Origin of the sequence: Pantoea sp. Z09 (assembly GCF_022394795.1) — a bacterium.
GTDB lineage: Bacteria > Pseudomonadota > Gammaproteobacteria > Enterobacterales > Enterobacteriaceae > Pantoea > Pantoea latae.
In genome coordinates, this window is record NZ_CP092373.1 from 492,986 (window position 1) to 513,677 (window position 20,692).

At 62.7% G+C, this 20,692-nt stretch carries 24 protein-coding genes and 1 pseudogene; 19 read left to right on the forward strand and 6 right to left on the reverse strand.

The window, feature by feature from the left end; genetic code table 11:
* Window positions 1-81: 81 nt before the first annotated feature.
* The gene (gene rlmG / locus MC269_RS02400) at window positions 82-1,200 is read left to right on the forward strand and encodes a 23S rRNA (guanine(1835)-N(2))-methyltransferase RlmG (RefSeq protein WP_239953680.1); all 1,119 of its coding nucleotides are present in this window, start codon (window positions 82-84) and stop codon (window positions 1,198-1,200) included.
* On the opposite strand, the gene MC269_RS02405 is transcribed toward rlmG, so the two are convergent.
* A complete protein-coding gene (locus MC269_RS02405; RefSeq protein ID WP_239953682.1) occupies window positions 1,201-3,216 on the reverse strand; it encodes an NADPH-dependent 2,4-dienoyl-CoA reductase in 2,016 nt (671 codons plus the stop codon).
* Window positions 3,217-3,308: 92 nt separating this feature from the next.
* On the reverse strand, window positions 3,309-4,034 hold the full coding sequence (locus MC269_RS02410; protein WP_081140820.1) for a polyphenol oxidase family protein: 726 nt from the start codon (window positions 4,032-4,034) through the stop codon (window positions 3,309-3,311).
* Window positions 4,035-4,133: 99 nt separating this feature from the next.
* Between MC269_RS02410 and MC269_RS02415 the strand changes: the two genes are divergently transcribed.
* The 4 genes from MC269_RS02415 (at window position 4,134) to MC269_RS02430 (ending at window position 9,428) form a co-directional block, all read left to right on the forward strand.
* Window positions 4,134-4,943, forward strand: coding sequence for a 5'-nucleotidase, lipoprotein e(P4) family (locus MC269_RS02415; RefSeq protein ID WP_239953684.1), 810 nt, complete (start codon window positions 4,134-4,136; stop codon window positions 4,941-4,943).
* 584 nt (window positions 4,944-5,527) lie between these two features.
* Complete coding sequence (locus tag MC269_RS02420) at window positions 5,528-6,148, forward strand: carbonic anhydrase (RefSeq protein WP_239953686.1); 621 nt, start codon at window positions 5,528-5,530, stop codon at window positions 6,146-6,148.
* A gap of 2 nt (window positions 6,149-6,150) precedes the next feature.
* Complete coding sequence (locus MC269_RS02425) at window positions 6,151-7,620, forward strand: SulP family inorganic anion transporter (RefSeq protein WP_239955049.1); 1,470 nt, start codon at window positions 6,151-6,153, stop codon at window positions 7,618-7,620.
* 383 nt (window positions 7,621-8,003) lie between these two features.
* The gene (locus tag MC269_RS02430) at window positions 8,004-9,428 is read left to right on the forward strand and encodes a GGDEF domain-containing protein (protein ID WP_239953688.1); all 1,425 of its coding nucleotides are present in this window, start codon (window positions 8,004-8,006) and stop codon (window positions 9,426-9,428) included.
* A 3-nt stretch (window positions 9,429-9,431) separates the two neighbouring features.
* Here MC269_RS02430 and ddlA read toward each other — a convergent pair whose 3' ends face one another.
* The 3 genes from ddlA to MC269_RS02445 all read right to left on the reverse strand — a co-directional run bounded on the left by ddlA (window position 9,432) and on the right by MC269_RS02445 (window position 11,675).
* The gene (gene ddlA, locus MC269_RS02435; protein WP_239953690.1) at window positions 9,432-10,526 is read right to left on the reverse strand and encodes a D-alanine--D-alanine ligase; all 1,095 of its coding nucleotides are present in this window, start codon (window positions 10,524-10,526) and stop codon (window positions 9,432-9,434) included.
* An 87-nt stretch (window positions 10,527-10,613) separates the two neighbouring features.
* The gene (locus tag MC269_RS02440; RefSeq protein ID WP_239953691.1) at window positions 10,614-10,946 is read right to left on the reverse strand and encodes a hypothetical protein; all 333 of its coding nucleotides are present in this window, start codon (window positions 10,944-10,946) and stop codon (window positions 10,614-10,616) included.
* A 114-nt stretch (window positions 10,947-11,060) separates the two neighbouring features.
* A complete protein-coding gene (locus MC269_RS02445; protein ID WP_081140827.1) occupies window positions 11,061-11,675 on the reverse strand; it encodes a phage repressor protein CI in 615 nt (204 codons plus the stop codon).
* 167 nt (window positions 11,676-11,842) lie between these two features.
* Here MC269_RS02445 and MC269_RS02450 point away from each other — a divergent pair, with 167 nt between their 5' ends.
* From MC269_RS02450 to MC269_RS02465, 4 genes are all read left to right on the forward strand, one after another.
* A complete protein-coding gene (locus MC269_RS02450) occupies window positions 11,843-12,325 on the forward strand; it encodes a hypothetical protein (protein WP_239953693.1) in 483 nt (160 codons plus the stop codon).
* Window positions 12,326-12,395: 70 nt separating this feature from the next.
* Entirely contained in the window at window positions 12,396-12,614 is a 219-nt protein-coding gene (locus MC269_RS02455) for a DUF2732 family protein (RefSeq protein ID WP_239953695.1), read from the forward strand.
* The gene (locus tag MC269_RS02460) at window positions 12,614-12,838 is read left to right on the forward strand and encodes a TraR/DksA C4-type zinc finger protein (protein ID WP_239953697.1); all 225 of its coding nucleotides are present in this window, start codon (window positions 12,614-12,616) and stop codon (window positions 12,836-12,838) included. The genes MC269_RS02455 and MC269_RS02460 overlap by 1 nt, the downstream gene beginning before the upstream one ends.
* The gene (locus tag MC269_RS02465) at window positions 12,838-14,808 is read left to right on the forward strand and encodes a replication endonuclease (RefSeq protein WP_239953699.1); all 1,971 of its coding nucleotides are present in this window, start codon (window positions 12,838-12,840) and stop codon (window positions 14,806-14,808) included. Before MC269_RS02460 ends, MC269_RS02465 begins: the two co-directional genes overlap by 1 nt.
* A 274-nt stretch (window positions 14,809-15,082) precedes the next feature.
* Here MC269_RS02465 and MC269_RS02470 read toward each other — a convergent pair whose 3' ends face one another.
* Entirely contained in the window at window positions 15,083-15,436 is a 354-nt protein-coding gene (locus tag MC269_RS02470; protein ID WP_239953701.1) for a hypothetical protein, read from the reverse strand.
* Between the two features lie 81 nt (window positions 15,437-15,517).
* On the opposite strand from MC269_RS02470, the gene MC269_RS02475 reads away from it, so the two are divergent.
* From MC269_RS02475 to MC269_RS02520, 10 genes and pseudogenes are all read left to right on the forward strand, one after another.
* Window positions 15,518-15,721, forward strand: coding sequence for a tail protein X (locus tag MC269_RS02475; RefSeq protein ID WP_081140832.1), 204 nt, complete (start codon window positions 15,518-15,520; stop codon window positions 15,719-15,721).
* 2 nt (window positions 15,722-15,723) lie between these two features.
* Window positions 15,724-15,948 carry an HP1 family phage holin gene (locus MC269_RS02480; protein ID WP_081140833.1) on the forward strand — a complete coding sequence of 75 codons (225 nt, stop codon included), beginning with the start codon at window positions 15,724-15,726 and terminating at the stop codon, window positions 15,946-15,948.
* The gene (locus MC269_RS02485) at window positions 15,932-16,441 is read left to right on the forward strand and encodes a lysozyme (protein ID WP_239953703.1); all 510 of its coding nucleotides are present in this window, start codon (window positions 15,932-15,934) and stop codon (window positions 16,439-16,441) included. The genes MC269_RS02480 and MC269_RS02485 overlap by 17 nt, the downstream gene beginning before the upstream one ends.
* Window positions 16,442-16,636: 195 nt before the next feature.
* Window positions 16,637-16,957 carry an Rz1-like lysis system protein LysC gene (gene lysC, locus MC269_RS02490; RefSeq protein WP_239955050.1) on the forward strand — a complete coding sequence of 107 codons (321 nt, stop codon included), beginning with the start codon at window positions 16,637-16,639 and terminating at the stop codon, window positions 16,955-16,957.
* Window positions 16,890-17,345 carry a phage tail protein gene (locus MC269_RS02495; protein ID WP_239953705.1) on the forward strand — a complete coding sequence of 152 codons (456 nt, stop codon included), beginning with the start codon at window positions 16,890-16,892 and terminating at the stop codon, window positions 17,343-17,345. The genes lysC and MC269_RS02495 overlap by 68 nt, the downstream gene beginning before the upstream one ends.
* Before the next feature lie 71 nt (window positions 17,346-17,416).
* Window positions 17,417-18,007, forward strand: coding sequence for a phage baseplate assembly protein V (locus MC269_RS02500; protein WP_239953707.1), 591 nt, complete (start codon window positions 17,417-17,419; stop codon window positions 18,005-18,007).
* The gene (locus MC269_RS02505; RefSeq protein WP_371824352.1) at window positions 18,007-18,354 is read left to right on the forward strand and encodes a GPW/gp25 family protein; all 348 of its coding nucleotides are present in this window, start codon (window positions 18,007-18,009) and stop codon (window positions 18,352-18,354) included. Before MC269_RS02500 ends, MC269_RS02505 begins: the two co-directional genes overlap by 1 nt.
* A gap of 4 nt (window positions 18,355-18,358) precedes the next feature.
* Window positions 18,359-19,267 carry a baseplate assembly protein gene (locus MC269_RS02510; RefSeq protein WP_239953711.1) on the forward strand — a complete coding sequence of 303 codons (909 nt, stop codon included), beginning with the start codon at window positions 18,359-18,361 and terminating at the stop codon, window positions 19,265-19,267.
* Window positions 19,260-19,868 (forward strand): phage tail protein I, encoded by a 609-nt coding sequence (locus MC269_RS02515; RefSeq protein ID WP_239953713.1) that lies wholly within the window; start codon window positions 19,260-19,262, stop codon window positions 19,866-19,868. The genes MC269_RS02510 and MC269_RS02515 overlap by 8 nt, the downstream gene beginning before the upstream one ends.
* Window positions 19,865-20,683: pseudogene (locus tag MC269_RS02520) on the forward strand (phage tail protein); the annotation flags it as partial. The gene MC269_RS02515 and the pseudogene MC269_RS02520, both read left to right, overlap by 4 nt.
* Window positions 20,684-20,692: the final 9 nt, after the last annotated feature.

Sequence of the window (20,692 nt, forward strand, 5' to 3'; positions counted from 1 at the left end):
TAGGGATTCCCGGCGAAAGACAGTATACTGCGCCCCCCTTTTGGGGCGTAAAACAGCCAGATTGTACCAGCCGGAGAATTCATGAGCCAACTTGAACTAGTGGATCGCACCCTGATCCTGCATCGTTTCCCGCAAATGCGCGAAGAGAGTCCGCTTCAGGCGTGGGATGCGGCGGATGAATATCTGCTGCAACAGACGCTGCCGGAAGGGCCGACGCTGGTGTTCAACGACAGCTTTGGCGCGCTCACCTGCGCGCTTAATCCGCGCCCGGTCTGGCACGTCAGCGACTCCTGGCTCAGCCAGCAGGCGACGCGGCAAAACCTGCGCCTCAATGAACTCGACGACGGCGAAGTGCATTTCCTCAGCAGCCTCGACGCGCTGCCCGCCGCGCCGGCCGCGGTGCTGATCAAGGTGCCGAAAACCCTGGCGCTGCTGGAACAGCAGCTGCGCGCCCTGCGCGAAGTGGTAACCGCCGAGACGGTGATCCTGGCGGCGGCGCGCGCCAAAGAGATCCACAACTCTACGCTGCAGCTGTTTGAGAAGATCCTCGGCGACACCCGCACCTCGCTGGCGTGGAAAAAGGCGCGACTGATCTACACCCACTTTAGCGCGCCCGCGCTGGCGCCGCAGCCGGCCACCACCGTCTGGCCGCTGGATGAGACGCCGTATCAGATCCATAACCACGCCAACGTATTCTCCCGCGCCTCGCTGGATATCGGCGCGCGTTTCTTTATGCAGCATCTGCCGGAAAATATCGAAGGCGAGATCGTCGATCTCGGCTGCGGCAACGGGGTGATTGGCCTGATGGCGCTGGAGAGCAATCCGCAGGCTGAAGTGCATTTTCTCGATGAGTCTTACATGGCGGTGGCGTCAAGCCAGCTCAACGTCGAGGTGAACCGGCCGCAGGATCTGACGCGCTGCGTCTTTCGCGTCAACAACGTGCTGAGCGGCTATCCGTCAGACCGTCTGCACGCCGTGCTCTGCAACCCGCCGTTCCATCAGCAGCACGCCGTCACCGATCACCTGGCGTGGCAGATGTTCCGCGACGCCAAACGCTGCCTGCAGTACGGCGGCGAGCTGCGCATCGTCGGCAACCGCCACCTCGACTACCACCACAAGCTAAAAAAACTGTTCGGCAACTGTACGCTGGTGGCCTCGAATCAGAAGTTCGTGGTGCTGCGCGCGGTGAAGATGCGCTGATCAGATAGTCAGCGCCAGCTGCACCGCCTGGGCGATCGCCCGACGCGCGTCCAGCTCCAGCGCCACGTCGGCGCCGCCGATAAGATGTAGCACTTTGCCGCGCGCGCGCAGCGCGGCATCCAGCTCGCGCTGCGGCTCCTGACCGGCGCAGATAATCACATTATCCACCGCCAGGATGTCCACCTCGCCGTCGCGGCGCAGATGCAGCCCGCGATCGTCAATCGCCAGATACTCTACGCCGCCCCACATGCGTACGCCGCGCGCCTGCAGCGCGGCGCGGTGGATCCAGCCGGTGGTTTTGCCTAATCCCGCGCCGGGTTTGCCCGGCTTGCGCTGCAGCAGCCAGATATCGCGCGCGGCGGGCTGCGGCTGCGCGGGCAGCACCCCACCGCGCTGCGACAGCGTCAGGTCGATGCCCCATTCACGGCAAAAATGGTCAAGGTCGTTCTCTTGCGCAGCCTGCGAGAGAAACATGGCGGTGTCGAAGCCGATGCCGCCCGCGCCGATAATGGCGACGCGTCGGCCCACCGCTTTTTTGTCGCGCAGCACCTCGAGATAGCTGAGCACGCTGGGGTGATCGACGCCCGGGATCGGCGGCGTGCGCGGCTGAATGCCGCTTGCCAGCACCACCTCATCCGCCTCGTCCAGATCCGCCGGCGTCGCCCGCCAGCGGGTTCGCACCTCCACACCAGCGGCGGCGAGCTGATGGTTAAAGTAGCGCAGGGTTTCGCTGAACTCCGCTTTGCCTGGGATCTGACGCGCAATATTGAACTGGCCGCCAATCGTTTCATCAGCCTCATAGAGCCGCACCCGATGGCCGCGCTGCGCTGCCTGCAGCGCAAACGCCATACCCGCCGGACCGGCGCCGACCACCGCAATCCGCTTTGGCACGGCGCACGGCGTCACCGGCATCAGGGTTTCGTGGCAGGCGCGCGGGTTCACCAGGCAAGAGGTCACCTTGCCGACGAAAATCTGGTCAAGGCACGCCTGGTTGCAGGCGATGCAGGTATTGATGCTCTCTGCCGCGCCGCGCGCCGCTTTGCTGACAAAGGCGGCGTCGGCGAGAAACGGGCGCGCCAGCGACACCATATCCGCGCAGCCGCTCTGCAGCAGCTGTTCGGCGACCTGCGGATGATTGATGCGGTTGGTGGCGATCACTGGCGCCGCAACGTGCTGGCGCAGGCGGCGCGCCGCTGCGGCGAAGGCCGCGCGCGGCACCGAGGTGGCGATGGTGGGCACGCGCGCTTCGTGCCAGCCAATGCCGGTATTGAACAGCGTGACGCCGCTCTTCTCCAGCCCGGTCGCCAGCGTGAGCGTCTCCTCCAGCGAGCTGCCGTCTTCCACCAGATCCAGCATCGACAGGCGGAAAATCACGATAAAGTCGCGGCCGACCGCTTCGCGCACCGCGCGGGTGACGGCCAGTGCGAACGCCTGGCGTCGCGTCGCGTCGCCGCCCCAGCGGTCGCTGCGGCGGTTGGTGCGCGGCGCTAAAAACTGGTTAATCAGGTAGCCTTCCGAGCCCATAATCTCTACGCCGTCGTAGCCTGCCTGCTGCGCCAGCCGCGCGCAGCGGGCGAAGTCGCTGATGGTTTGCAGGATCGCCTGCTCGCTCATCTCCTGCGGCAGATAAGGATTAATCGGCGCCTGGATCGCCGAGGGCGCCACCAGATCTTGCTGGTAGCTGTAGCGGCCGGTGTGCAGGATCTGCAGGGCGATTTTGCCGCCTTCCGCATGCACAGCGTCGGTGATCGCGCGATGCCAGCCGCACTGCTCGGGCGAAGTGAGCGTGGCGCCATGCTTCATCGCCACGCCGTGCGCGTCGGGCGCCACGCCGCCGGTGACGATCAGCGCCACCCCTTCGCGTGCGCGCTCGCCGTAAAACGCGGCGAGGCGCTGCGCGCCATCAGGGTGCTCTTCCAGTCCGGTGTGCATCGAACCCATCAGAAAGCGGTTGCGCAGCTGGGTAAAGCCCAGATCGAGCGGGGCGAACAGGGCAGGGTAGGCGTGACTCTTCACGGCGGCATCACTCAGAGTAAGTGGTCGGATGAGTGTACTGTAGCCGCGGTGATGTTAAAAAAAAGTGAAAGTTTACCGCGCTGTGAGGCGCATCAAAAAAGCGCGTTGTCGCCCCGGCGGCGGATCCAGGAAAAGCGCGACTGATAGCCGCTGTTGAAGTGGGTGTTGCGCCGATAGCTCGAGCCCGCTTCTGCCATGCAGTAGGTGCAAAAGCCGACGTTTTCGATATTCGCCGCCGGCACGCCGGCCTCTGTCAGGATCGCTGTCGCCAGCTGCGGCAGGTTAAACCAGATGCCGTGCTGCGTGCCGATCGCCTGCGGCCTGACGGCCAGCGCATTGCGCGGCTGCTCGCGGTGCCAGCAGTGCGCCAGCGGGCCAGAGAGGCGCTGCGCGATGGGGGTCAGCATCTCTTCGCCCAGCTCGTAACAGCAGGGCGCGATTGCCGGACCGATGGCGACGACGAGCGCATCCGGCGTGCTGCCCGCTTCGCACAGCCGCGCCACGGCGCGATCCAGCACGCCCGCCAGCGTGCCTTTCAGGCCCGCATGCACCGCCGCCACGCGCCGCTGCTGCCTGTCAGCGATCAGCACCGGCAGACAGTCGGCGGTGTAGACCGCCACCGGGCGCGCGCCCAGACCGATAATACCGTCTGACTCGCAGCTTTTCGGCGGCACGTTGGCTTCGTCATCCACCACGATGGCGCTGTGGCGCTGATGGCCGTAGGCGACATCGTCGGGCGGCGCTTCGCCTGCAGGCTGGAAAGCATATTCAACCCACTCCAGCGCATCAAGCAGGGTAGAGCGTACGCGGATTCCCATATGAATCTCCTCTGAGGCGTTAGGCTGCATTCATCTTAGGTTAACTGCTACATTTTGAAAGCGTTACCTCTTCCCACTTTCCGGCTTAAGGACAACAACATGAAAATGACCGCAACGCTGCTGACCAGCGGACTGATGGCGCTGATGCTGTCGGGCTGCGCCTCGCAGTCGGCGCAGAAGGCGCAGCAGCAGCTGGGCCAGCAGTCGGTGCTGGCGCTGAACTGGTTTCAGCAGTCCGGCGAGTACCAGGCGCTGACGTGGCAGGCCTTTAACGGCGCGCGCCTCGCCTTCGACGCCGCGCCCTCGCTGACCGGCAAGCCCAAAGCGGTGATTGTCGATCTCGATGAGACGATGATCGATAACAGCGCCTACAGCGCCTGGCAGGCGAAAAACGGCCAGCCGTTCAGCGCGCAGAGCTGGTCGACGTGGACCCAGGCGAAGCAGGCGCTGGCGGTGCCCGGCGCGGTCGATTTCGCCCGCTACGTCACCTCGCACGGCGGCACGCTGTTCTACGTGTCGAACCGCGACCAGAAAGATTTTGACGCCACGGTGGCGAACCTGACGCAGCTCGGCTTCCCGCAGGCCAACGCGCAGACGGTGCGTCTCAGCACCGGCAGCTCCAACAAGCAGGCGCGCTTCGACGCCATCCAGGCGGCGGGCTATAACGTGGTGCTCTATGTCGGCGACAACCTGAATGACTTTGGCGCGGCGACCTGGCATCAGGGCAACGCGCAGCGTCGCGCCTTTGTCAGCCAGAATCACCAGCGATTCGGCACCCAGTTTATCGTGCTGCCCAATCCGCTGTATGGCGACTGGGAGAGCGGCATGGCGGAAAACTACAACAAGCTGACGCCGCAGCAGCAGCTCTCCACGCGCGACGCGCAGCTGAAAGCCTGGAACGGTAAATAATTCGTCAAGCGAAAGAGCCTGCGCCAGCAGGCTCTTTATTTTGCGCGCCGATATTTACGTTTCCAGGTAATTATATCCCTGCGAATTAATTTTATTATCTCTTACTTTTAAACACGCTGTTATTAAGCGGATCGCACTGCCTTTTTGCCCGGTTGCCAGTTTTTAACGCTAATGGTTAAGAATGCAATTCGGACTATTCTGTATATAAGGGCCGTTTGTAAATCAATATGGCTAGTCTGCTCACGCAGCCTGTTGTAAATATTTGTCAGGAAAGCAGGCTTTGTTTTTGCGTGTTTTATTTATCTTGTTGATAAATATAATTTTTATTTTTAATGACCGCTATTCGACGGCTGACTCCTCTGTATTAGCTTTACCTGATATTTACCTGTCTTGAATAATAACTGACAAAAAGCGCACCTCTCTGGCCTGCAATAAAATTGCGGGTGCGTATTGATTCATAAACGTCTATAAACGTTTTCTGTGACCTGCTGCGTTAATTCGCCAACCGCTCACGTTTATCTGTGAGCAGGTTCACTGCCTCTGTTGCCTGGATACCTTCTGCCCGATTGTTGAGAGAGACGATTGTGACGACACTGAAACCTTTATTAGCGAAAAATCGCAGCTGGGCGCTTCAGCGCCGCGAGCGTAATCCTGACTATTTTGAACAATATCTCCATCAACAAAAACCGCACTCCCTCTGGATAGGCTGTTCCGACAGCCGCGTGCCGGCCGAGGTCCTGACCGGATCGCATCCCGGTGAACTTTTCGTCCATCGCAATATCGCCAACATGGTGGTGGACGGCGACGATAACCTGATGAGCGTGCTGCAGTACGCCATTCTCTATCTCGGCGTAAAACGCATCGTGCTGTGCGGCCACTACGGCTGCGGCGGCGTTCAGGCGGCGCTCGATCTGCCGCACACGCCGCTGGCGCAGGAAAGCTCGGCGCTGGCGCGCCGCATCGCCGCGCTGCGCCAGGCGCTGGGCGCGGAGGTCCCCAGCGAGCAGGCGGCGTCGGCCGAAACCCTGAACCGCCTGGTGGAGGTCAACGTGCTGGCGCAGTTTTCCCACCTGGCCGCCACCGCGCCGGTGCGCGAGGCCTGGCGCGCGGGTCAGCCACTAGACCTGTTCGGCTGCGTGTACGATCTGCAGTCGGGCCATCTTAAAGAGTTAATTCAGCAATCCGCAGAGGAATCTTCGCCATGAATGTGAATACGCTTCGTCAGGATATTCCCGCCGGTCTGGTGGTGTTTCTGGTGGCGCTGCCGCTTTGTCTGGGTATCGCGCAGGCGAGCGGGCTGCCGCCGTTCGCCGGGCTGCTGACCGGGGTGATCGGCGGGCTGCTGGTCACCGCGTTAAGCCCGTCGCGCTTTGCCGTCAGCGGCCCGGCGGCGGGGCTGGTGACGATTGTCGTCGCCTCGATCGAGACCCTCGGCAGCTTTAGCGCCTTCCTGACCGCGCTGGTGCTGGCGGGCCTGATGCAGTGCGGTCTCGGCCTGCTGCGCGCGGGCCGTTTTATTTCGCTGGTGCCCGGCAGCGTGATTAAGGGAATGCTGGCGGCTATCGGCATTCTGCTGATTATCCAGCAGATCCCGGTGGCGTTTGGCGTTGAGGGCGACGCCGGACTGGCCGGCTTCGCCAGCGGCGCCACCACCTTCTCGGCGCCCGCGATGCTGGTGGCGGGCGGCAGTCTGGCGATCCTCTGGCTCTGGACCACGCCGCTGGTGAAGCGCGTCGGTGCGCTGGCCTGGGTGCCCGGCCCGCTAGTCGCGGTGCTGTTCGGCTGCGCCGCTACCGTTTTCGGCGGGCGCGTAATGCCGGAGATGGCGGACCAGCTGGCGCGCATTGCGCTGCCAGCGTTCGACAGCCTCTCCGCGCTGGCGGCGCAGCTGGAGCGTCCGACCTGGAACGCGTGGCAAAACCCGGCGGTCTGGGTGGTGGCGGTGACGCTGGCGCTGGTTGCCAGCCTCGAGACGCTGCTGAGCCAGGAGGCGCTGAAGAAGCTGCGCCCGCAGAATCCGCCGCCGTCGCCCAATCGCGAGATGTTCGCCCAGGGCATCGGCAACCTCAGTGCCGGGCTGCTGGGCGCCATGCCGATTACCGCGGTGATCGTGCGCAGCTCGGTGAACGTCAGCACCGGCGCGCAGACCAAACTCTCGATCTTGATCCACGGCGTGCTGCTGTTGATCTGCGGACTCTGGTTTAGCGATCTGCTGAACGCCATTCCGCTGGCCAGCCTGGCGGCGGTGCTGCTCTACACCGGCTATAAGCTGGCGCCGCCGCGGCTGTTCGTCGAGCAGTTCCGGCTGGGCGCGCAGCAGTCTGTGCCGTTCCTCGCCACCATCGGCGGCATTATCCTGTTCGGCATGCTGACGGGCATCGGTATCGGCCTGGCGACGCAGATGCTGTTCAGCCTCTATAAGAGCCACCGTAACGCGCTGCAGCTGACGCGCTACGACGATCACTATGTGCTGCGCTTTCAGCAGAACCTCACTTTCTTGCACAACCCGAAACTGCAGGGGCTGCTGGCGGAGATCCCGGAGAACAGCGTGGTGATTGTCGATCATGACAACGCGCGCTATCTCGATCCCGACGTAAAGGCAGTGCTGAAAGATTTTGGCGACAGCGCCGATCAGCGCGGCATTCGCCTGAGCCAGTGGCCGGTGGCGGTGAAGTAGCGCTGTTTCGCTTTTTCAGGCCGCACAGCGTTCAACCAGGCGGGTGGCAGGGCACGAAGAGCAAAGCGTCCCGCAACAGGGATGTTGCGGGCCGAGCTGGCAAGGATGCCGTTTTTTGCGTCTTTGCGATCGGGCCTTGCCACCCGCCGTCGCACCCTGGCCGGCTGTATTAAAAATCAGATATCTCGGATAGCCGGTTTTTTCCTGTTTAGGGCATAATTGGCGCGCCCAAAGCCAGACGGCGCTACCCACATCGCGAGTAGCGTCGATCCCTGCCGTTTATTCACCTGATTGCCCGAACGGCAAGTGCGGTTTAATGGCGTGCGGCGATCGTCCAGAACGGGCAGGGAGCGGGGAATTTACAGGCTACAGGGTTCAGACCTATGCGCGTTAAGCTGTTTGCAGAGCACCAGACTAAAAAAAATGCCCTCTCGCTGTTTCTGTTGACGCTGCTGTTCTGCTTTTTAGGCAGCCATCTGCGTATTCCCGCCGAGCTGTCGCTGTTCTGGCCGGTAAACGCCATCGTCGCCGCGGTTATCGTGCGACACCCTTATCTTCACCGCATCCGCTACTACCTTGCCAGTTTCGCCGCGATGGTGGTGAACGACACGGTTTTCTCCGGCTGGGCCTGGCCTGCGGTCACGCTCAATATCGCCAACCTGCTGTTTATCATTATTTCCGTCTCGATGCTGGTCAGGCACTACCTGCGCGATTCCAGCCGCACCCAGCTCGGCAATGCGCTGCGCATCTTTCCCGCCTGTTTGCTGGCCGCCTTTGCCTGCGCCACCTGGGGCGGACTGGCGCAGGATATGAGCTTTGACGTCCGCTTCGCCACCGCCTGGGGCGACTGGTTTAGCGAACAGTTCTCCACCGGGCTGATGCTGCTGCCGTTCCTGCTGGCGCGCGGCTGGCGCAGCCTGTCGTTCGCCGCGCTGCTGGCGCCGGGCAAATGGCTACCGGTGCTCAGCGTGCTGCTGTCGCTGGTGGTGGGCGCGATGATCGGCGGCGCGGGCAGCCTGACGTTTCCGGTGCCGGCGCTGATCTGGTGCGCCATCGTCCTGCCGATCCCGGTAACCAGCCTGGTGATCCTGCTGACCGGCATCACCGAAATTGTGCTGGTCTCGCACGGCGTGATGAACATTCAGGGCAATGACAACCTGCTGCCGTTAAGCCATCTCACCTCGGCGCGTCTCGGCGTCGCCACCGTGGCGATTAGCCCGCTGATCGTCGCCGTCAGTATGGATGCGGTGCGCCAGCTCAACCAGCGGCTCGCGCTGCGCGCCAACTACGATTTTCTCACGCAGCTGCTGTCGCGTTCCGGCCTGTACGAAAGCCTGAAAGAGGAGCCGTTCTCCGCCCAGCGCAGCGTCGGTGTGATCCTGCTCGACGTCGACTACTTCAAGGCGATTAACGACAACTTCGGCCACGATGCGGGCGATGGCGTGCTGGAGGAGATTGCGCTGCGGATGCAAAAAGTGGTGGGCAGCCAGGGGCGCATCTGCCGGTTCGGCGGCGAGGAGTTCGCCATCGTGCTGTTCGACGCCCACGCCGCGCAGCTGTTTCAGCTGGCGGAGGCGGTGCGTCAGGCGATAGGCAAAGAGAAGTTCTGGCTGCAGGGCAACACGGTGACCGTGACCGTCAGCCTGGGACTGGCGCAGGGGCACGCGGGCGAGGAGCGCGACTGGCACAGCGTGATTAATCAGCTGGTCTCCGCCGCGGATAAAAATCTCTATCTCTCCAAGCGCAACGGGCGTAACCAGACCTCGCCCGCCTACCGCACGCTGACGCTGGCGGGCGAGGTAGCCTAGCGGCTACACGCTGCTTTTTAGCTGGCTGCTCTGCTGATGACGCTCCAGCGCCAGTTCGATCAGGCGACTAATCAAATCGCGATAGCTGACGCCCGCCGCCTGCCACAGCTTGGGATACATGCTGATATTGGTGAAGCCGAGCAGGGTATTGACCTCGTTGACGATAATCTCGCCCGCCTCGGTCAGGAAGACGTCGACGCGCGCCATGCCGCTGCACTCCAGCGCCTGAAACGCCCTGATCGCCACCGCGCGGATCGCCTCGCTGCGCTCTGCGTCAATGGCCGCGGGCACCTGGGTCTGCGCGCCGGTTTCGCTGATATATTTGGTTTCATAGGAGTAGAAGGCGTCGTGCACCACCACTTCGCCGCACGGGCTCGCCTGCGGCTCGTCGTTGCCCAGCACCGCGCACTCGATTTCCCGCCCTTTAATGCCGGTCTCAATCAGCACCTTGCGGTCGAAGGAGAAGGCGAGATCCAGCGCGCTACTGAACGCCTCGAGGCTGTCGACTTTACTGACGCCTACTGACGACCCCTGATTAGCCGGTTTGATAAACAGCGGCAGCCCCAGCTGCGCAATCACGTCGGCTGCCTGAAGACGCGGCCGCTGCGCCTGGGTGACGCTGATCCAGGGCGCGACCTGCAAACCGGCGTCGCGCAGCAGACGTTTGGTGACGTCTTTATCCATGCTGACCGCCGAGCCGAGCACGCCAGAGCCGACAAAAGGCAGCGACGCCATGCGCAGCAGCCCCTGCAGCGAGCCATCCTCGCCGAGCGTGCCGTGCACGATAGGGAAAATCACGTCGATCTGCGACAGCGCATCGCCGCTCTGGCGGGCAATTACCTGCTGCTGCGACGCGCCAGGCACCAGCGCCACGCTTTCGCCAGCGCGATTGAGCGCGATAAGCGCCGGATCCTGCGCATTGATCAGAAAGTTTGAGGCGTCGTTCAGATGCCACTGACCCTGTTTATCAATGCCCAGCAGCACCGGCTCGAAGCGCGTTTTATCGATCGCATCGAGGATATTTTTAGCCGACTGTAACGATACTTCATGCTCGGCCGACTTGCCGCCGAACACAATGCCTACCCGCAGTTTTGTCATAAGAACGTGCCTGAAAGATGATGCGAAACCCACAAGATAACATGCAGATTTCGCCCTGTAACGGCATGGCGCGGGTCAGCGAGGCGCTTAATTCAGCGCGGCGGAGAGCAGGCTGCGGCACTGGCCGGCGTCGGCGCGCACCTGCGCCTGTTGCGCCGTGCTCAGGCGCTGCCAGGCATCCACTACCTGTTGGCCGAGGCGCGGCTGAAAATGAATTTTTTGCAGCGCATAGTCGGAGTTGCCGCCTTCGATCACCGTGCGCATATCCGCCACGAAGCGGCGGCTGTCGTCATGGTGAATGGCGCAGAACACCGAGACGTAGTAGGCCTCGTCCTCTTTGCTGTAGTGCGGCGTCAGCCAGTACCAGAGGGCGGCGGCAAGAAGAAGCAGCGGGAGAAGATATTTCAGTCGGGCGATCATAGCTGTGGGTACGCTCGTAGCAGGGAACAAAGCGGGGGAGTATAGCGCGTAACGGATAACGGCAGCTCAATGAGCTAAAGGGTTGCGCTTATCGCCAGGGAAAGCGCAGCACCGTTAAATCAGCGTCATCACCACGATACCCGTCGCGGCAATTTCATTCAGCGCGCATTCGAACTCGGCGTCGCCGCCGCTAATTCTGACGCGTCCGCCAGGCAGGCGAGCAAGGGTGCGCAGGCTGGCCATGCCTTCAATATCCAGCAGCCATTTGCCGTCCACCACCGCCTTATAGCTGCGGTTAATGATGTACTGCTGCTCGCCTTCAATCACCGCCAGCAGGTTGCTGTTGGCCGCCACCTTATCAAGAAACAGTTTGCTTTCCAGAGTCACAAAATCGACAGGGCTGAGTTCACCATTTGTTAATTTAACCCGCTCAATCTCGGTCAGGCTTTTGATCGGGTGGCTTTCGCTGCCTTTTTCCGCCGCCAGCGCTTTTACCGCGCTGGGCGCCTCGCCCTGACCATAGAGGATCCAGTTCAGCTCGGCATCGGTGTCAATCAAACACTGCACCACCAGATCGGCCGGGAAAGCGTCTCTTTTATAACGCATTGCCAGGTTGCTCGAAGAGAGCCCGACATGGTCGGCATACTGCGATTTCTGTTTGAACCCATAGGCCTGAATCAGCCTGTCGAGGATAGCCCCGCCGCTCCCGTTAAAATTAGTGACTAACATTTTTGAGCTTCCTCTTGTGTTACTAACATATTTGAATTAGCATCACTGCGTTGTGAATGTTATCGCATATCGCTGACATTACGTTAACTGGAGATGATGCCCTATGAAGCCCGACATTACAAATGCCATAGCGCGCGCTCTTTTATTACCCGTAAGCGTTAAACGGCGTGCTGACGCGCTTTTTATCAGGCAATACGGCCTTTTGCCGGCAAACGGGCGCGCCCTATGCCGACATGCGCTCCGGGGAAAACGCGCTGCCGACGCGGCAGAACGGGCCGCCGGTCGGGCTGGCTCTTTTTCTGTTAATTTTCAGCCGGACTAACTCACTTATGATGAATAGTCACTCTCAACCAGCGGCTGCCATGAGCTTTGAGGAGTTCTGCAAAAGCTGGCGGCAGATGCGCAGCAACAGCCGTAATCCGGCGCTGGTCGCCTTCAACCAACAGGATGACGAATGCAAATTCTGCGTGCTGACGCTGGCGAACCGGGAAAAGCCCGGCAGCTTTCGCCTGCAGGAGGTCGGCCAGAATTTTGAAACCTTCGACGAAGCCCGGCGCGCGCTGATTATCGCCGCCATGAACAAAATGGTGCGCTGGGGTCGGCGCTGGCCGCGCGCGTTTTCCGACGCCGACCGATATCTGTCTGAATAACTAACACCCACTGCAACTTAATGACGTCAACCCGTCGGGCTTCCCTTTGCCCGCATTCAGGAGAGATGAGATGAAACACGCTATTCACCGCACTGAAAATGAGGCGCTCAACGCCCTGCTAACCGCGGCGCGCGCCGACGAGCGCAAAGACCGCGCACAGGCGGTCGCCGCGCGTCTGGCCGCCATGGCGACGCATATCAGCCGCCAGGGACTTAACGGCATCGAAGCCGCCGAGCTGATTCGCCATGAGGCGCAGCGCTACCGCGATGAGTCAGAGGAGCTGCACTGATGGTCGATACCATGGATATTGCGCAGCAGCGCCAGGCGGAGCGGCTGGCGCAGGATATCGCCGCCGTGACGCAGCGGCCCAAAGGCATCAGCGCCTTCTTCTGCGAGGAGTGCGACAGCGCCATTCCTGAAGCGCGCCGCCGCGCCCTTAGCGGGGTGTCCCGCTGCGTCGGCTGCCAGGAGCTGGCCGAACGGCGCGCTCGCCACTATCAGGGCGGCGTCTGATGTTGCACGAAAACTGGCCGTGGCGCGCGCCGCGTCAGGCTATCGCCTCGCCTTATCCGACGCACGCCGAGATGCAGCGGCGCAGCCGACAGTTCGCTGCGCAGGCGCAGGCGTGGACGGCGCTGGAGCAGCAGCCGTCGCTGGTGCAGCGCATTATCCGGCTGCGTCACGGCCAGCTGGAGAAGGAGAGAGGCACGGCGGCGGCCGCCGCCTGGCTGACCACCACCTTCGCCGAACGCCTGCTGCCGCGCGTGGAGCAGGCAGGCGCCCAGTATCGACTCGGGGAAATGCGTCGCGGCACCGCTGCGCTGCTGAGTGGCCACGCCGCGCAGGAAAAAGGCGCGGCGGCGGCGGCCGGCACGCTGTGGGAGCTGATGCGCCGCTTCAACCGTCTGGCCGATATGGCGCGCGCCGATGTCGATCGGTTGGCGGGCGATATCGCCCACTTTATCTTCGCCGAACTGGCGCAGCTGCACGCGCAGAGCCGCGATGAATCAGACTGGCGCTACAGCCATCGGCTCTATCTGCTGGCCGCCACCATTACCCGCGAGTTCCGCCAGACGCCGCCGCTGTGGGACAAGATCACCACGCGCCTCTTCGCGCCGGAAGAGGCGACGCCAGCCATTATGCGTATGCAGGCGGAGACATGGTGGAAAGGGCGACTGCGCCGACTCGCCGCCGCCTGGCGCGAACATCTGCAGATCGCGCTGGCGCAGGTCAGTAAAACCCGCTCGCCTTACGCCAGCCGCACGACCATCGCCGAATGGCGCGAGCAGAAACGCCGCACCCGCGACTTTTTGCAGAGCATGGATCTGGAGGATGAAGAGGGCAACCGCATCAGCCTGATCGATAAACATGACGGCAGCGTCGCCAATCCGGCGATCCGCCGCTGCGAGCTGATGACGCGCATCCGCGGCTTTGAAACTATCTGCCACGAAATGGGCTACGTCGGCGAGTTTTGCACGCTCACCGCGCCGGCGCGCTATCACGCCACCCTCAGCAGCGGCCAGCACAACCCGAAATGGCGCGGCGCCAGCCCGGCGGAGACGCAGCGCTACCTTTGCCAGCTGTGGCAGAAGGTACGCGCCAGACTGCACCGCGAACAGATCCGCCTGTTCGGCATTCGCGTTGCCGAACCGCATCATGACGGCACGCCGCACTGGCATCTGCTGCTGTTTATGCGCCCTCAGCAGGCGGCGCAGGTGCGCCAGATCCTGACAGAGTACGCCTGCCAGCAGGACAACGACGAGCTGAAGAGCGAAAAAGCGCGCAGGGCGCGCTTTCACATCACGGCCATCGATCCACAAAAGGGCAGCGCCACCGGCTATATCGCTAAATATATCGCCAAAAATATCGACGGCTACGCGCTCGACGGCGAGCGCGACCATGAGAGCGGCGCAAGCCTGCGCGACTGCGCGGCGGCGGTATCCGCCTGGGCGAGTCGCTGGCATATCCGGCAGTTCCAGTTTATCGGCGGCGCGCCGGTGACGGTCTGGCGCGAGCTGCGCCGCATAACGGAGGGTGAGGGGCTGCGTGAAATGAGCGAGACGCTGGCCGACGCGCGCGAGGCGGCCGACCGCGGCGACTGGGCCGCCTACGTCAACGCGCAGGGCGGCCCGCTGGTGCGTCGCGATGAGCTGGCGGTGCGCAGCTGGTATCAATCTGCCGGGCAGCGCAACAGCTGGGGTGAAGAGATGACGCGCATCAAAGGCGTTTACCTTACCGCCATGGGCGCGGAAAAACCGCTGCTGACCCGGCTGGTGAGCTGGAAGCTGGTGCCGAAGCGCAAAGAGGAGCAGGCGCGTTCTCCTGTCGACAACGCCTCTTGGAGTTCTGTTATTAACTGTACGCAGAGGGCGCGACGGCCAGACCGGTTAGCGCCATTGAATCATGGTGACCCTCTGGCGGTTAAAAACCTCGCCTGTCTCCCTCAGAACGGTTTTTTTTATCGGCAAAACAGCGCGCCGTAACGCCCTTTTTCCGCCCTGTTTTCACATTTGCGTTAAGTCGCTGTTAGATAAAAGAGGCGCAATATCAATGGCCTGAGCCAGACAGGCTGCGCAGTTAATTTTCTTTATATCAGATTGCATGCTGTGATACTGTATAGATATACAGTTATAAAATGGGGGAGGGAAAGTGGATACTGACTTACAAGAACAGGTAATGCTTGAGCGCGTTGAGCTTATTGCAAGACTGACCACTGAAGGAGTTTGCAGGGAGCGCGACCGAGAAGTGGCCCTCGCTTTAATCGCCGAGATTGCTGGCGATATGATGATAAAAAACAAGCAGTTCGCCGTTTCGTTTTCTGCGATACCCACTAATAAATAATAACGCAGGTATGGCAATGAGAAGCGATCGCCTGACTGCTGCAAAGCGGCAGATCCCCACCCTTTCCCCTTGATGCGCGCGCCGTCCCGGCACGGCAACAGTGAAGCGATAACGGCACCCTCTGGGTGCCGTTTTTTTTTGCGCCGCGATTTCCCTGTTTACCCCTGTTTCAGCGAACAGGTGGACGTTGAGCCATGGTCCTGCAGCGAGGAGACTGGCAGTGCCGGATGACGCGCAGGCGCCGCCGAATACAACCGCGAAGCGGCTCACACGCGAGCCTGCTCGCCGCCTTAAGGGGAGAAAGAGAAGAGTGACGCACCATTTTAGCCTGCCCGATGGAGAGCTATCGCCATGAACATCTATGCCCGCCAGGGCGATACGGTCGACGAGATTTGCTATCGCTACTACGGCCGCACGCAGCAGGCGGTAGAGCAGGTTTACGCCGCCAATCCCGGCCTCGCCGAGCGCGGTGCGGTTCTGCCGCACGGCTATGCCCTGACGCTGCCCGAGCTGCCAGACGCCGCGACAGGCGAAACCGTCAATCTGTGGGACTGAAGATGGAGAAAACCAGCTCGCTGATTAACTACCTGGTCAGCCTGTTTCTGATGTGGCTGGGCCGCCACACCATCCAGGACATCGCGTTTTTAGTCGGTTCCGGCGTGGCGGTGATCACCCTGATGGTTAACGTGGCGACCTTTTTCATCAACTGGCACTACCGCCGCAAAACCTATGAGCTGCAGCGCGCCAGCGCGCAGGGAGGCAGCCTTGAGTCAGATCGCTAAGCGCTGCGCCGTGGTCGCCGTGGTGGCAATTGCCGCGCTGCTGCCGCGGTTCGCCACCCTGAAAATCTCCTCTGACGGGCTGCGGCTGCTGGCCGACGCCGAGGGCTGCCGCACCTCACCCTATCAGTGCAGCGCCGGCGTCTGGACCAACGGTATCGGCCATACCGCCGGCGTCACGCCGCAGAGCACGGTCAACGAGCGCCAGGCGGCGGTCAATTTGGTCGACGATCTGATCCGCGTCGAGCGTCAGCTCGCCCGCTGCGTGCCGGTGACGATGCCGCAGCCGGTCTGGGATGCAGCGGTGAGCTTCGCCTTTAACGTCGGCGCCGGCGCCGCCTGCCGCTCGACGCTGGCGCGCGAGCTGAATCAGCAGCGCTGGCGCGCGGCGTGCGATCAGCTGCCGCGCTGGATCTACGTCAACGGCGTGAAAAACGCCGGACTGGCGCAGCGGCGCACGCGAGAGCACGCCTGGTGCCTGCGAGGCGTGCCGTGACGCGCCTGTGCCTTGCGCTGCTGGCGGGGCTGCTGCTGGCGCTCGCCGCCGATCTCGCCAGCCGCGACCAAATCATTGTCCGTCTGCGCGAGCAGGCGCAGATGAACGCTATACGCGAGGCGGCGCTGCGTGAACAGCAGAGTCGCGCCAGCCGCCTCGCCCTTAACCGTGAAAGACAAATCGCGAGGGAAACCAATGCCAGCCAGGCGTTACGCCAGTGGTCTGCTGCCGCTCTGCCTGATGATGTTATCCGGCTGCACAGTCGTCCCGCCTTCGACAACCCCCGCGATTATCTGGGCTGGCTGTCCGCGCGTGACCAGCTGTCCAGTGCCGGGCAACCGCCTGCAGACGCAGGGCGATCTGGCGGCAGATAACCGTCAGCTAGAGGATGCGCTCGCGTCGTGCGGGCTGCAGATTGAAATCATAAAAGAGTGCCAGGAGCAACAGGATGCAGAAACCTCAACAGCTACGCGCGGCGCTGAACCGCAGCGTGCCGCTGCTACAGCAAAACCCTGAGCGGCTGACCATGAGCATCGCCGCTGGAACAGTGGTGGCGACCAGCGCGCCGTCGCTTTCCTTTGAGTATCGCTACCGGCTTGAATTAACCATCGCCGAGGTTCAGCAGGAGATTGAAGCGGCGATCGTGCCGCTGCTCGCCTGGCTGCGGGATAACCAGCCGGAGATGATGGGCAATGCCGATAAGCGCCGCAGCGATTTTACCTTCGCGTCCGACGCCGCTGGCGCGCTCAGCATCGGCCTGCAGCTGAGCGAGCGCGTGCTGGTGACGCAGCAGGAGAGCGCGCTGCAGGTCACCTTTCCCGGCGAGCCGACGCCGCCGGCTAACGATGAGGCGCCGCTGCAGCTCTGGGTGCACGGCACGCTGGTCAGCGAGTGGCAGCGCTAAAGCTGTCCTGCTATCTCTCAGCGGTCGGCGCCGCGTTGCTGGCCGCACGCACCACGGGTAACACTAGCGACATGAACGAACATATCAGCGAAATCCTGCGCCTGCTGCGCAACCTTATCCGCATCGGCACCGTTTCGGCGGTGGATGCGCCGAACGGCCGCTGTCGCGTGCGCAGCGGCGACAACGAAACCGGCTGGCTGCCGTGGCTCAGCGCCCGCGCCGGACGATCGCGTGCCTGGAGCGCGCCGTCGGTCGGCGAACAGGTGCTGCTGCTCAGCCTGGGCGGCGAGCTAAACACCGGTTTTATTCTGCCGGGCATCTTTTCCGACAGCCATCCCGCGCCTTCCGCCTCGGCCGATGCGCTGCACTGGTCGTTTCCTGACGGCGCGGTCATCGAGTATGAACCGCAGAACGGCGCGCTAAAGGCGAGCGGCATTCAGCGCGCCACCGTGCAGGCGGCGGTCAGTGTGTTGCTGGACGCGCCGCTGGTGGAGTGCAGCGCAAAGCTGAAAACCGCCACGCTGGAGGTGACCGGCGGCGGTACGTTGCAGGGAAATCTGACACACAGCGGCGGCAGCCTTAGCTCTAACGGCATCGTGCTGCACGCCCATCAGCATAGCGGCGTGAAGTCGGGCGGCGATCTCTCGGGAGGGCCGCAGTGATGACGGAGAAATATCTTGGCATGAATCGCGAAAGCGGCGCGGCGCTGGCGGACCTGGAGCATATCCGCCAGTCGGTGCGCGATATTTTGACCACGCCGCTTGGCTCCCGGGTGATGCGTCGCCGTTACGGCTCGCTGCTGTCGGCGCTGATTGACCAGCCGCAAAACCCGGCGCTGCGTCTGCAAATTATGTCCGCCTGCTATATGGCAATTTTGCAGTGGGAGCCGCGTATTCAGCTGAGCGCGATCGACTATGAGGCGTCGTATGACGGCGGCATGACGGTAGAACTTACCGGCAGCCGCAGTGATACCACGCAAGATTTTTCCCTGACTATTCCCGTGAGCTGAACCTATGGCAACCATTGACCTGAGCCAGCTGCCTGCGCCCGATGTGGTGGAGACGCTGGATTATGAAGCCCTGCTGGCCGAGCGCAAGGCGACGCTGATTTCTCTCTATCCCGCCGAGCAGCAGGCGGCGCTTACCCGCACGCTGACGCTGGAGTCGGAGCCGCTGGTGAAGCTGCTGCAGGAGAACGCCTACCGCGAGCTGATCCTGCGCCAGCGCATCAACGAGGCGGCGAAAGCCAATATGGTCGCCTGGGCGACCGGCAGCGATCTGGACCAGCTGGGCGCCAATAACGGCGTGACGCGGCTGACCCTGCGGGCCGCGGACAACAGCACGCTGCCGCCGACCGCGGCGCTGATGGAGAGCGACGACAATTTCCGCATGCGCATCGCCGCCGCGTTTGAAGGGCTGAGCGTGGCGGGGCCGAGCGGCGCCTACGAGTATCACGCCAAAAGCGCCGACGGCCGCGTGGCGGATGTCTCCGCCACCAGTCCGGCGCCGGCAGAGGTGGTGATCACCGTCCTGAGCCGCGAGGGCGACGGCACGGCGCCCGCCGATCTGCTCGCCATCGTGGCCAACGCGCTCAACGATGAGGATGTGCGTCCGGTCGCCGATCGCGTCAGCGTGCAGACGGCCGCCATTGTCGAATACCGCGTCGACGCCACGCTCTATCTCTATCCCGGTCCGGAAGCGGAGCCGATCCGCGCCGCCGCCGAAGCAAAGCTGATCGCCTTTATCAACGCCCAGGCGCGGCTGGGGCGCGATATCCGCCAGTCGGCGCTCTATGCCGCGCTGCATGTGGAAGGGGTGCAGCGCGTCGAGCTGGCGCAGCCGGCCGCCGATGTGGTGCTGGATAAAACCCAGGCCGCGTACTGCAGCGGCTACAGCATCGCGGTGGGAGGCTCCGATGAGTGATCGGCTGCTGCCGACCGGCTCCTCAACGCTCGAAGTCGCCGCCGCGCAGGCCTGCGCGGCTATCGAGGCGACGCCGGTGCCGCTGCGCCAGTTGTGGAACGCGCAGACCTGCCCGGTTGCGCTGCTGCCCTATCTCGCCTGGGCCTGGTCGGTCGACCGCTGGGACAGCAGCTGGAATGAGGCGACCAAACGCAGCGTCGTCGCCGCCTCGGAGTATGTGCACCGGCATAAAGGCACTATCGGTTCGCTGCGGCGTATCGTCGAGCCGCTCGGCTATCTGATCCGCATCACCGAGTGGTGGAAAACCGGCGACGCGCCGGGCACGTTTCGCCTCGACGTCGGCGTGCTCGACACCGGCATCACCGAGGCGATGTACAACGAACTGGAGCGGCTAATCGCCGATGCGAAGCCGTGCAGCCGGCATCTGATTGGTCTCTCGATCAATCTGGACGCCAGCGGCGTGCTGCCGATGGCGGTCGCCAGCTACAGCGGCGACGAGCTGACGATTTATCCCTATACCCCAGAAATCATCACCGTGAACGGGCCAGGCTACACCGGCGCAGCGGTACATTTAATTGACCTGACGGAAGTGCGCACATGACAACGAAATATTACGCCCTGCTGACCAATCAGGGCGCGGCAAAGCTGGCGAACGCCACGGCGCTCGGCACGAAGCTGCAAATTACGGAAATGGCAGTAGGCGACGGCGGCGGCACGCTGCCGACACCGAACGCCTCGCAGACGGCGCTGGTGGGCGAAAAACGCCGCGCGGCGCTCAATTCCCTGAGCGTCGATGCGGCCAACAGCAGCCAGATTATCGCCGAGCAGATTATCCCGGAAAACGAAGGCGGCTTCTGGATCCGCGAAATCGGCCTGTTCGACGCCGACGGCGTGATGATTGCCGTCGCCAACTGCGCGGAGACCTACAAGCCGCAGCTGCAGGAGGGCAGCGGCCGCACGCAGACGGTGCGCATGATTATCATCGTCAACAGCACTGACGCGGTGACGCTGAAGATCGACCCCTCCGTGGTGCTGGCGACGCGCCAGTATGTGGATAACGGGGTGATCGAGGCGAAGCAGTATGCGGATAAGGGCATTGCTGACCACGTCGCGGCGGCGAACCCGCATAAGCAGTATCTGCAGATTGCTAATGCGCTGGCGGAGGTGAAGAGCGCGGGGAAGGTGGCGGATGTTCTACAAAACCTTGGTTTGGGAGCAGGCTCGGCGCTACCGGTCGGCGTACCGGTTCCGTGGCCGTCGGCAACGCCGCCTGCAGGCTGGTTGAAGTGTAACGGAGCCGCTTTTTCTGCCGCGACGTATCCCTTGCTGGCCAAAGCGTACCCGACGTTAAAGCTTCCCGATCTGCGCGGGGAGTTTATTCGTGGCTGGGATGACGGGCGCGGAGTGGATAGTGGGTAATGGTCC